General features: G+C 41.3%; 11 protein-coding genes and 1 tRNA gene. 7 read left to right on the top strand and 5 right to left on the bottom strand.

Annotated elements, in window-relative coordinates:
• Window positions 1-22: 22 nt before the first annotated feature.
• The 4 genes from hslV to lepA all read right to left on the bottom strand — a co-directional run bounded on the left by hslV (window position 23) and on the right by lepA (window position 4,857).
• Complete coding sequence (gene hslV / locus AC1XUE_RS07625; RefSeq protein WP_483355343.1) at window positions 23-562, bottom strand: ATP-dependent protease subunit HslV; 540 nt, start codon at window positions 560-562, stop codon at window positions 23-25.
• 27 nt (window positions 563-589) lie between these two features.
• Window positions 590-1,084 carry a GNAT family N-acetyltransferase gene (locus AC1XUE_RS07620; protein ID WP_483355342.1) on the bottom strand — a complete coding sequence of 165 codons (495 nt, stop codon included), beginning with the start codon at window positions 1,082-1,084 and terminating at the stop codon, window positions 590-592.
• Between the two features lie 123 nt (window positions 1,085-1,207).
• A complete protein-coding gene (locus AC1XUE_RS07615; protein WP_483355341.1) occupies window positions 1,208-2,863 on the bottom strand; it encodes a pyruvate dehydrogenase complex dihydrolipoamide acetyltransferase in 1,656 nt (551 codons plus the stop codon).
• Between the two features lie 206 nt (window positions 2,864-3,069).
• A complete protein-coding gene (lepA, locus tag AC1XUE_RS07610; protein ID WP_483355340.1) occupies window positions 3,070-4,857 on the bottom strand; it encodes a translation elongation factor 4 in 1,788 nt (595 codons plus the stop codon).
• A 704-nt stretch (window positions 4,858-5,561) separates the two neighbouring features.
• Between lepA and AC1XUE_RS07605 the strand changes: the two genes are divergently transcribed.
• The 6 genes from AC1XUE_RS07605 (at window position 5,562) to AC1XUE_RS07580 (ending at window position 8,696) form a co-directional block, all read left to right on the top strand.
• Complete coding sequence (locus tag AC1XUE_RS07605; RefSeq protein ID WP_115833868.1) at window positions 5,562-6,032, top strand: Lrp/AsnC ligand binding domain-containing protein; 471 nt, start codon at window positions 5,562-5,564, stop codon at window positions 6,030-6,032.
• Between the two features lie 109 nt (window positions 6,033-6,141).
• Window positions 6,142-6,495 (top strand): PadR family transcriptional regulator, encoded by a 354-nt coding sequence (locus AC1XUE_RS07600; RefSeq protein WP_483355339.1) that lies wholly within the window; start codon window positions 6,142-6,144, stop codon window positions 6,493-6,495.
• A gap of 38 nt (window positions 6,496-6,533) precedes the next feature.
• On the top strand, window positions 6,534-7,559 hold the full coding sequence (locus tag AC1XUE_RS07595; protein WP_483355338.1) for an energy transducer TonB: 1,026 nt from the start codon (window positions 6,534-6,536) through the stop codon (window positions 7,557-7,559).
• 137 nt (window positions 7,560-7,696) lie between these two features.
• Window positions 7,697-8,227 carry a 3'-5' exonuclease gene (locus tag AC1XUE_RS07590; protein WP_483355337.1) on the top strand — a complete coding sequence of 177 codons (531 nt, stop codon included), beginning with the start codon at window positions 7,697-7,699 and terminating at the stop codon, window positions 8,225-8,227.
• A gap of 63 nt (window positions 8,228-8,290) precedes the next feature.
• On the top strand, window positions 8,291-8,470 hold the full coding sequence (locus AC1XUE_RS07585; RefSeq protein WP_483355336.1) for a hypothetical protein: 180 nt from the start codon (window positions 8,291-8,293) through the stop codon (window positions 8,468-8,470).
• A 152-nt stretch (window positions 8,471-8,622) separates the two neighbouring features.
• Window positions 8,623-8,696 (top strand) — tRNA-Ala (locus tag AC1XUE_RS07580).
• A 1,528-nt stretch (window positions 8,697-10,224) separates the two neighbouring features.
• On the opposite strand, the gene AC1XUE_RS07575 is transcribed toward AC1XUE_RS07580, so the two are convergent.
• Window positions 10,225-10,599: a hypothetical protein gene (locus AC1XUE_RS07575; protein WP_483355335.1), complete on the bottom strand. Its 375-nt coding sequence runs from the start codon at window positions 10,597-10,599 to the stop codon at window positions 10,225-10,227.
• Between the two features lie 829 nt (window positions 10,600-11,428).
• On the opposite strand from AC1XUE_RS07575, the gene AC1XUE_RS07570 reads away from it, so the two are divergent.
• Window positions 11,429-12,247, top strand: a complete 819-nt coding sequence (locus AC1XUE_RS07570) for a hypothetical protein (protein WP_483355334.1) — start codon at window positions 11,429-11,431, stop codon at window positions 12,245-12,247.
• Window positions 12,248-12,330: the final 83 nt, after the last annotated feature.

The following is a 12,330-nucleotide window of genomic DNA, read 5'->3' as shown; positions in this document are numbered from 1 at the left end:
TGTTGCCGGGCACTTTGATATTTTACTTTACTTCTTCAATCATAAAATTATGATTGGTATAAATGCAAAGATCTGCCGCTACAGTAAGACTTTCACGAACCATTTCTTCAGCTGACAAATGAGTTGCATGTTTCTTGAGTGCCTGCGCTGCCGACTGAGCGAAATTTCCGCCTGATCCAATTGCTGCAATACCGTTTTCCGGCTCCAGTACATCTCCGGTTCCGGAAATGATCAATATCTCATCTTTGCTGGCCGTGATCATCATCGCTTCTAGTTTTCTTAAATAACGATCGGTGCGCCAATCTTTTGCCAGCTCAATCGCGGCACGCTTCATATTACCGCCGTATGCGTTCAACTTCTCTTCAAAACGTTCAATAAGGGTAAAAGCGTCAGCGGTCGACCCGGCAAAACCTGCCAGAATTTTTCCACCCATCAGCACCCGGATCTTTTTTACGTTGCCTTTTGCTACTGTATTTCCCATCGTTGCCTGTCCGTCAGCACCAAGGGAAACGGTTCCATTGTGAAGGACACCAAGGACGGTGGTTGCATGTATCTTTTCCATGAATAAAAGCTTTGTTAATCTTAATGTTTAAATATGGTCTTTGATAGTCAGTTTACAAAACACATTATCGACTTGCATCAAAGGGAAATCTTCAGGTAAGTCATTTTTACTTATTGTTTCAAAGCCATTTCTTTCATAAAACCGGAGTGCAGCTTGGAGTTGGCTTACTGTACCAAGGTATAGGCTTGTAATCTTCTGTTTGACACAAGAGTCAAGCAAATGGTCGAGCAGTCGCTGGGCAATACCTGTTTCCTTTCCCCGAAAATCTTTTGATACAAACATTTTTCTGATCACACCCGATCGATTGCCGATTCGGATCAGCGCAATGCTGCCAATGACCTTATCGTCAGAAACAGCAAGCCAGAATTCTCCGCCACTTTTGCGGTAAAAATCATCGATGATGAAAAGATCCGGCTGATCGGCTGCGGTGATCGGGACGTTAAACTCCAACTGCTGAATATCCAGAATGAGCTTAACGAGCTGATCTTGATATTTTTCTGTGAATGGTATTATCTGAATCATGTTCTGTAGGTAAGTAATGCCGGTGTGAACCCTAACACGATCTAAAACAAAAGTGCCAGGTCGTAAAACCTGACACTTTGTACATTTTCCTGAAATGACTGCAAGTCAAAGACAAGTTGATCCTTAAACAAGCATGCTCATCGGCTCTTCCAAGAGTTTTTTCACTGTGTTCAGAAACTGAGCAGCAAGTGCTCCGTCTACCACACGGTGATCTGCTGAAAGCGTTACTTTCATGATGTTGGTTGGATATACAGTACCATCTTCTTTAAAGGCAGCAACCTTTTTAATTCCACCAATAGCCAGAATACAGGAATCCGGCGGGTTGATGATCGCTGTAAATTCGTCTACACCAAACATACCCAGATTAGAAATAGAGAAAGTGTTTCCTTCCCAATCCTTAGGTTGTAATTTTTTATCCTTGGCTTTACCCGCAAGATCTTTCACTTCACCTGAAATGGTAGATAAAGTTTTCTTATCTGCGTCACGGATTACAGGTACCAAAAGACCTTCTTCAACCGCAACAGCTACACCAATATTTACATAATTGTATTTTCTGATTTTATCTCCCAACCATGCTGAGTTAACCGCAGGATGTTGTTTTAAGGCAACAGCGCAAGCCTTGATCACCATGTCATTGAAAGAAATTTTCGCAGGACTAACGTCGTTCAGTTGAGGACGAAGTGCCATGGCTTTGTCCATCACGATTTCCATGGTTACATAGAAATGCGGCGCTGTGAACAAGCTATCGCTCAGGCGGCGTGCAATGGTTTTACGCATTTGCGATACGGGTGTATCGGTAAAGTCGCCTGATGTCTGAGCAGCTGCTGGTGTAGCTTCAGCTTTTGCCGGTGCAGCCTCTGCGGCTTTTGCCGGAGCTTCCGCAGCTTTAGCAGCCGGTTTGAAGTCATCTACGTCGCGTTTTACGATACGGCCATTGTCCCCGCTTCCTTCTACTTCACTCAGGTTGATACCTTTGTCTTCTGCAAGACGTTTCGCAAGCGGAGATGCTTTTATTCTGTCACCAGAATCAGCAACAGATACCGTTTTTTCTTCTTTTGCACCTTCTTCTTTCGGTGCTTCCTGAGAAGAAGTACTTTCAGGAGCAGCTTCTCCGTTTTCACGGGCAAGTAGCGCATCTACATTAGCGCCTTCTTCTCCGATTACAGCAATAATGCCATCAACAGGTACCGCTTCACCTTCTTTAATGCCTACAAAAAGGAGTGTTCCATCTTCGTAAGCTTCCAGTTCCATGGTGGCTTTGTCGGTTTCCACTTCCGCCAGAATATCTCCCGACTTCACTTTATCACCTACTTTTTTCTGCCACGAAACCAGTGTTCCTTCTTCCATGGTATCGCTCATTTTAGGCATGCGAACCACAGCAGCATTTATTTTTTCAGTTGATTGGGCGGGTTTTGCCTCCGGTTTGTCCGGTGTTACAGTTTCAACTGCAGGCGCAGCTTCCGTTTCCTGTTTAGCAGGCGCTTCTTCTTTGCTGCTACCATTTTCACTTCCGCCTTCCAATAATGATTTATAGTCTTCTCCTTCATCTCCAACCACAGCCATTACCCCGTCTATAGGGACAGCATCACCTTTTTGTACACCTATGTATAGAAGCGTACCGTCATAATAAGATTCAAGATCCATTGTAGCCTTGTCGGTTTCGACTTCCGCTATAACTTCTCCGGATTTGATTTTATCACCAACTTTTTTGTGCCATTCTGCGATAACACCTTCTTCCATGGTGTCGCTCATCTTGGGCATACGGATTACTTCTGCCATATCGCTTATTAAGGTATTTTAGTTTCTCAGTCTTAAAATAAGATTTCAGTCAAAATTACAACAAAAGGCTCATTTCGCACTTGCTTTTGGTATTAATTCTGAAAACCGGACTTTCCGGGAAAGCTGAAAAATGGTATTAAAATTCAAAAACAATCGAAAATCTGCTTGTAAAGCAGGGTTTTATACCATTTTTCACCATGTTGTGTCTAGTTGATCTTCAACACAGCCATAAAGGCTTCCTGAGGAATTTCAACGTTACCCACCTGTCTCATACGCTTTTTACCCTTTTTCTGCTTTTCAAGTAGTTTACGCTTACGTGAGATATCACCACCATAACATTTGGCCAAAACATCCTTACGCATTGCTTTTACTGTTTCACGGGCAATAATCTTTTGTCCGATAGCTGCCTGAATGGCAATTTCAAACATTTGGCGTGGGATCAGCTCACGTAGTTTTTCGCAAAGCTTTTTACCCCACTCATATGATTTAGATCTGTGTACAATGGCGGATAAAGCATCAACCGGCTCGCCATTAAGCATAACATCCAGTTTTACCATATCCGACTCCTGGTAACCAGCCAGGTCATAATCCAGAGAAGCATATCCCTTCGAAATCGTTTTAAGTTTATCGAAAAAGTCAAACACAACTTCTGCAAGCGGCATTTGAAATTGCAATTCCACACGCTCGGATGTCAGGTAAACCTGGTTTTTCAGAATTCCACGCTTATCCATGCAAAGGTTCAGGATAGGACCGATGTAGTCAGACTTCGTGATGATCTGCGCATTGATAAACGGTTCTTCTATCGACTTAATATGATTAGGCTCCGGCATTTCCGACGGTGCACTGATATTTAAAAGCTGATCTTTTGTATTAGTAATACGGAATTGTACCGACGGAACTGTTGTGATCACTGTCATGTCGAACTCGCGTTCCAGCCTTTCCTGTACAATCTCCATGTGCAACATGCCCAGGAATCCGCAACGGAAACCGAAACCAAGTGCTGCCGACGTTTCAGGTTCCCACACAAGTGCAGCATCATTCAGCTGCAATTTTTCCATAGCCTCACGAAGCTCTTCAAACTCTGTAGTATCTACAGGGTAAATCCCGGCAAATACCATCGGTTTCACTTCGGAAAATCCAACGATTGCTTCGCTGGCAGGGCGGTTGATATGCGTAAACGTGTCGCCGACTTTTACCTCCTTAGCCACTTTAATACCGGAAATGAGGTAACCTACATCTCCGCATTCCACCACTTGTTTCGGGATTTGAGATAAACCCAGTGTACCGATTTCATCGGCTATATATTCCTTTCCGGTAGCCATGAACTTCACACGATCACCTTTCCGGATACTTCCGTTTTTAACACGGAAAATAACTTCTATACCTCTGTATGAATTAAAAACGGAGTCGAAGATCAACGCCTGAAGTGGTGCTTCAGGATCACCCTTCGGAGCAGGAACTCTTTCGATGATTGCGTCCAGGATTTCTTTGATACCAATTCCTTCTTTTCCGCTGGCCGGAATGATGTCTTCGCGCTTACAATCCAGCAGGTCTACCATTTCATCCTTGATTTCTTCCGGTCTTGCGCCAGGCAAATCGACTTTGTTCAGTACCGGAATAATAACCAGATCGTGATTGATGGCAAGATATAGGTTGGAAATGGTTTGAGCTTCTGTTCCCTGAGATGCATCCACAAGCAAAAGAGCTCCTTCGCAAGCTGCGATCGAACGGGATACCTCATAAGAGAAATCGACGTGACCGGGTGTGTCAATCAGGTTCAGGATATATTCTTCTCCTTCATAGAGATAAGTCATTTGGATTGCGTGGCTTTTGATGGTAATCCCGCGTTCGCGTTCGAGATCCATGTTATCCAAAAGCTGGGCCTGCATTTCACGATGGGTTACCGTTTTGGTAAATTCCAATAGACGGTCGGCCAACGTACTCTTCCCATGGTCAATATGGGCGATGATACAAAAATTCCGAATTTTCTTCATGTAGTAAATAAAGCGGACAACCTGCTGTAGGTTATCGTCATATGAGTCACAAAATTACAAGCCTGCCTGTGATTTTTACGGATTGGAGAATTTATTTATTTTCTGACTTATGTCAAAATGCAACTGTTTTGCTATCCGAGGTGCAGAATGTATGTTTTCGACCCATTTCAGCAGAATGAGCCAAGCCAGATAAATTCTTGTCTAAAACAGGTTAAGTGGTTGTTCAGCAATTAGTTATGTATATAAAAGAAAAAACACGCAGGTTTCAAAATGAACCCGCGTGTCAAATTACACTTCATCAACAAACTAAAAACCAAATAAAACTACTACGAAAATATTCGCTTGTCAAGTTTTTTTTGCTGTAGGAGGGGGATTCGAACCACCCACGGTGAGGTTAGCTACGGTACAAATACTGATTTGGTGGTCCACCCCAGTCGACTTGCGTCGGCATTATACCGCGTTTATCCCTTGATCACCACCCCCGAGACAGGAGGGCATGGCTGCCAATTTCATCACCCTACAATGTGATAGGTGTCAGTAAATTTATTCGTGTCTTTTATTTGTTCGATACGACTTACTTGACGATGCAAAACTAAGATGTCTGGATTTAATTATAAAATATTTTCATAAAAATTTCGTAAAATTTATCATTTTGCTATAAATTAGGTTCGAAAATTGCGATTCGTCTAACATTTAAGAAAAAAATGAATAAATATTCAGATATTGATAGTACTGATCTCCGCATTTTGTCTTTGCTGATAGAAAATGCAGCTTTGCCTTACACCGAAATCGGAAAACGTGTATTTGTCTCAGGAGGAACGGTACACGTTCGGATGAAAAAGCTGGAGCAAATGGGGATTGTTAAAGGATCACAGCTCATCATTGATCCTGCGAAACTAGGCTGGGATATCAGCGCTTTTCTGGGTATTTATCTGGAAAAAAGTTCGCTGTATGAGCAGGTAGCCACAGAGCTGGAAGGCATTCCTGAAGTGGTCAATATCCATTATACTACTGGTATATATAGTATCTTCATTAAAATTGTATGTCGCGATACCAATCACCTCCGTGAAATCCTGCATGACAAGATTCAAAAAGTGAATGGAATCCAGCGAACTGAAACGTTCATATCTTTGGAAGAACGCATCAACAGATCCATTCCGCTCGCAGAAAATTGAATTTGTTCTAAAAATCACAAATTAGCATTGTCAGTTTATGACAAAAAAATTAACTTTGTATTGTATATATAAAAAACTTATATATATTTGTATATGACTAACGTGAATTATGGAGAATAGTGCAACAAGTAACGAATACGTAAGAGGTACGTTAAAAACAATCGTACTGAATTTGCTGGCCGAACATGAACGTATGTATGGCTATGAAATCACACAGGAAGTGAAAGACCGCACGGGTGGAGCGATCGCGCTTACTTTTGGGGCGTTGTATCCTGTGCTTCATAAACTGGAGCAGGAAGGCATGCTGGTTACTGAATCGGTTGAGGTAGATGGACGTTTAAGGAAATACTATTCATTGACCCAGCCAGGTAATGAAGCCGCAAGGAACAAGACCAATGATCTTGAACGTTTTTTGGATGCGGTCCGGTTGCTGTTGGCACCAAGAGGGCTCGCAACTGAATAGAGGTTAATCCATGGCACATACTTAAAACAGAAGATCCGATGAAACGCCTCCAAGAAAATAGAATCGGGCAGTTAGCCAAATATTTGCAGCAAAGCAAGCTGGATCCGGAATTGTATGCCGAGATACTGGATCACCTTGCCTGTGAAGCAGAAGAAAGACTTTGGGATGGAAGTTCATTTGAGCAGGCCTATGACAACATTCTGGAAACGGCCGACCTTCAAACACTTCACCATTTAAGTGTTGATCATCAAAATCTGTTAGCCATGGAAAAATCACTAGATGACATTGTTTTCGAAAACCGAAACAAACAGTACGGCGCGTATACTTTACGCAAAAGCTATGGGCAAACCATGCAGAAGTCAGTTTTACTGGGCGTAACGCTATTCTTATTTATGGTGTTATTGCCAAATCTGTATGCAACACTGGTGCCGGAGAAGAAACCGGATGATATCGGTTTTGAGGTGGAAATCATGAAGGTAGATATACGACCGGATAAAGCACCTTTACCTGAACCCGTGAGGGAAGAGCCAAAACCGGTTGAAAAGTTAGTAAAAAGTGTGATTCCTACCGTGGTGCCTGATGAGCAGGTGGATGTAGAATATGCGCCACCGGTAGTGGAGGAGCTTGAAGCTGCTAAGCCGGCGGGTATTACGCAGGATGGTCTGGTGGACATTAATATAATCACAGCGCCAGCACTTACTATCACAGCGCCTAATGGTATTGCTGCAGAAGTAACTCCGGAAAAAGAGAAGGAATATCTTGTGGTGGATCAAAAACCGGAATATATGGGTGGAAATGCTGCTATGGCAGCTTTTCTGCAGAAGCATCTGAGATATCCTTCTGAGGCAGTGAAGGCCGGAGTGGAAGGAAGGGTATTTCTCGAATTTACTATAGGAAGTGAGGGAAGAATAGAACATGTAAAAACAATAAAAGGTATAGGTTTTGGATGTGATGAGGAGGCCGAACGGGTTGTAAAGCTGATGCCGGACTGGAAGCCTGGGAAACAGGCAGGAACTCCGGTTAGGGTTCGGTTTACTTTGCCTATCATGTTTAAAATGAATTGATTAAGGGTGTGATCTTAAGGGTGTATTGAATAGTTATTTTCAGAATTCCTCGCAATAGCGGGGAATTTTTCTTTTTTTTGTAATTTGAAAACTAACAACAAAGCATATTTTTTACCTATGACCATTGATCAGAATTAATGTACGCCATTGTTGATATCGAAACAACAGGAGGAGGAGCAGATGCGCGTATCACTGAGATCGCTGTTTTCCGTCACGACGGGCAGCAGATAGTGGATATTTTTCATTCACTTGTTAATCCTGAAGTGTATATACCTCCATTCATAACCCGTCTTACCGGTATAGATAATGAAATGGTGAAGGATTCTCCCACCTTTTATGACATTCAGGATTCGGTGCGGGCGATAACCAAAGATGCGTGGTTCGTTGCGCACAATGTGAAGTTTGATTACGGGTTTATCAAACGCGAATTTGCTGCACTTGAGGAATATTTTCAACGGGATCTTTTGTGTACCGTGCAACTGAGCAGGAAGATATTTCCCGGATACAAGTCGTATAGTTTGGGGAATATTTGTGCGAGCCTGGCTATATCGCTGGAAAACAGACACCGGGCACACGGAGATGCTGCTGCTACAGTACTACTGTTTGAAATGCTGATGAAAAATGACAGCCAGCAGTTGATTCCTCTCGATACCCCAGTGCTGATGTGATGAACGTATATGGAACGATTGTTTTAAGTGTGGATTTATCATTAACTTAATCGTTCTTATATTATGAAGGCATTCCTCACATATATGTTTATCTTTTTTGTGGCCATAGGGCTCACAAGCTGTGATGTAATTGGTGGTATTTTTAAAGGAGGTGTATGGGTAGGCGTCATTCTTGTCGTTGCAGTCATTGCCATCGTAATCTGGGCGCTCTCGCGGGTATTTGGAGGCGGAAACCGAAGTTAGCAGTATTATATGATATAGATGGTGGGACAGAGCGTACAGCTTTCTGTCCCACTTTTTTATGCTATGTAACTCATGTCAAAGGAAACATAGAAAATTTCTCATAATCGTTAGGTTATCACAATTCTCCGTTTCATCTTTGCATTCCGAAACGAGGGGGATTAGCTCAGTTGGCTAGAGTGCTTGCATGGCATGCAAGAGGTCATGGGTTCGAATCCCATATTCTCCACTTGATTATCAGCCACTTACATTGATTTGTAGGTGGTTTTTTTATGTCAGTTTAAACTACGGTTTAAATTTTAAACCAAACTTGTTTTAAACTGTTTCCATGCGTTTCCAAGGAAACGAGGGAAACATGCCCTTTTTTAACTGCCGGGTTTTCCGTTCGTTTCTTAAAATATAGGTTTCGGCTGATTATCAGGTTTTAGACCGAAAAGTTGAAAAACCTGTTGCTGATTTTTAAGTAATTACCCTTTTTACAGAGTCGAAAAGTCGGATTTTGCTCTTTTAAATAGAGTCCGAAAAGTTCGATTTTTTATTGGTAGCTAAAAAATGAGCCTCCAATAATGTCGGACAACATAGAAAATTTCGATGTCGTTATGAGAATTCCCATAACGCATCTTAATATGGATTTTAAATCCACTTTTAAAAGTACAATTTCCGAAACGACAAAAGTCGTACTGACTGATTCTCAATCCCACAATTTCAGAAAAGTTTGAATTTATCATGTACGGGATTTTCTCGCACGTAGTTATGTACCTATCTGGCCGGGAAATGCTCGCTTGATAAATATGTTGACTGAGGGTATGTGTGAGAAAATCAGAAACTTGGATATTTTATTCTGGTGGAACTTCTGGTATTGCTGAAGGTGGTGGTAATGGTTCGTTTGACCGTGGCTCTTTCAAAGTTGGTTCAGGATCATAGAAGGCAAGTACATTTATGTACCGCTTGAATTCCAATTTTCAATAAGCTGCATTTTAGCAATGCCAGGGTCTCCCGGATAAGTTTTTGTGTAAAGCTCAATAGCATTAAAAGCTTAATTACGTCGATTACTTGCGCAGTCAAATATTCATAATTTTATTTTTTCCTTATTACCTCAAGATTAGACTGAAAATTACGTTGCGTTGCTTGAGCGGCTTCAATTATAGCAAATGTTGCAACTGATATTAAAGAATTCCATTGTAGCAAGCGAATTTTATAAAATCCTATTCTTCCGAAGGTAATTTCAAATACTGCATCATTAGGAATTCTATAGCCGGGATACCCTCGTACTGCCCATCAAGCTTTTCAAGAGGTGCCAATCCTGTTTTTTCCTTATCGTCCGCGTACTTTACATCAAGCTTTATTGATGCTAATTTCTTCTGTATTAATCTACCTTTCGGTCTATTAAAGCATTTAAATTGTCTTCGTGGCGGTTAAGTTCCTGCTGGTTAATCTGTTGGTGTTGCCGAAGAAGTGTGCAGATAAGTAATATAGTATTGAGTATACCAATTACTGGTGCTGTTAGACCTCCGACTGTATCGCCTATTTCACCAGTACATTGTAAGTGCCATCCTGGATGATTAGTGTGAGTCATCCACATAACAAAGCAGTAGCATACACTGATAGTCACTACGGCAGCAAATATCAATACTGGGATATCTTTAAATTTCTTCTTCATAGAGGGTAGGGTATTGTCGCTCAGGGAATTCGCATAACGATAGATTCATGATAGATCGGTGTAGAAATAATATAGATTCAGTAAAGAAACGTTACAATTAATTGACGTCCAGTGGCTTGTTACCTGGCTTTCTTTTGAAGTAATATCTGTACATGGGGGATTCCTTCTGCGCATAATAGGTGTAGGAGTTGACGTATTCCCATCCCTCTTTTTCCATATAATTTATTACCTCAGCAATAGTTTCGAATTCCTTATTCTTCTTCTTTGCTCTGTCAATTATGTAGCGATCAGCTTTCCGCGGCTGGCCGTACTCGAATGTTACGTCGATATCCTTTGACATGAGTTTTTCTCTGATAACTACTTCGCAGACGTAGACTTCTTTGATAAGGTTAACATTTACGTCACCTACTAGCAATTGTCCGAATGATGGCAAAGAGCTAATCAGGAGCGCTGGAAGTAGTATTTGTTTCATTGTTGCATTAATAAGTTATTGGCTATAAACTAGGGTGGAAAAATAATTAAAAAAACCTTTATGTTTAAACTATCGGAAACTCGACAATTTAAACATAAAGAAAAACCCAGGTGGTCAAAGTTTGGACGCCGCGACCAGCCCGGGTGAGTTCAATCAGTTAAAATTAAACATGTACAAATGTATGCTTACGTTGCACGAATTAAAAGAAAACCCAATGAAGCGTTATTTATTGAGTCAACGGTAGGTAAATCAATGTGTTAAGTGGTATTCAGTCGAGCATTTGGAACTGCTCAAAAACTATTTTCCGCTTCTCCGTGGCCTGTGTCGCCACAGGACTTTTGCTGGTTAAATTTAATAATCCAGACTTATCGTATTTCCTTCTAGGATCTGTGTCAAACCTGAAGAGCATTAACATCTTTGCGTACAATGGCGATTAAAAGATATTTCAATTTTTTAAAAAAACCGTAACTCTACCGGTAATGCTCACATACATCAGCAAATGCGCAGCTGGCTTGTAATTGCCAAAATCTGAATAGTCTTTGATTTAGAGAAATGGTGATTTCAAGCAAAGAGTGCATCAAACAATAGACCTACATTAAATTTGAGACTGATATCTAAGTAATTTGTTCTACAGCTATCGTCCTTGTTGGTCTGAGACTAACGATTCTTTCTCCAATCTGTCAGCTTACCAATAATTTCTGTAAGGTTCCGTGCGTAATCAATAAGTTTGTATTGCTCTTTTACACCGGAGTCGGCGTGATAGAGGGCATTCTTCAGATTCCGGTCTGAGAACAATTTTAAATTTTAGCACTACCATCCCAATGCATTTATGAAAAAATCGATTTTGTACTTAACGGATTTATACTTTGAAACGAAGGGCAGAAGATATTATGAGGAAGACCTATATCTGACAAATGTTTTGCGGGAGGATTATGAGATATTAATATGTCATCCGTGCGACTCGGAGAAGTTTGAGACCCAGGTTGACCTGATAATATTCCGGAACGCAGGCCCGGTTATGAATTACAAAAGCTATTTTGACGCTTTTGTGAAACGTGTAAATGCAGGTCTTATCTCTTATAACCCCATGAACGGCAAAGCCGATCAGATGGGCAAGGAGTACTTATTAACGCTCACTGCTGAAGGTTATCCTGTTATCCCGACAATTGAAAATCTGAAAGATTTGTACAAGTTTCCGCAAGTGGAAAAATACATGGTCAAACTGAAAAACGGTGCGGATTCTATCGGGATGCAGGTTGTGGATTCACATGCATTAGAAACGGTGGAATTGAAAGGGTTAATTGTTCAGCCGTTTATCGATTTTGAGTACGAGGCCTCGTTTTATTTTATTGATCAGGATTTGCAGTACGCCTTGTATGCACCGGATAAAAACAAACGATGGAATTTGAAACCCTATAAACCAACGGTGGATGATGTAGCTTTTGCAAAGCAATTTATTACCTGGAATAACCTCTCACATGGAATTCAGCGGGTGGATGCATGCCGGTTGCCAAACGGCGAATTGCTATTGGTTGAGCTGGAAGATTTAAATCCATATTTGTCCATCGGCTTACTACCTACAGATTTACGGGATCAGGTTATAGCTAATTTTAAGAACTCTATTAAAAAGGTGATCGGGCATCATTAAATCTCCTCCGTGTGCCGACAGGACTGTTGCCAGTATACTCGAATCTCGCTATGATCAGTCTCAGATCAAAGAATAGTTATCAT

The sequence above is a fragment of the Dyadobacter sp. HNCC25DJ187 genome (assembly GCF_056895255.1).
The sequence above is the reverse complement of the archived record's forward strand: the minus strand, read 5'-3'. Positions and strand labels throughout refer to the sequence as shown.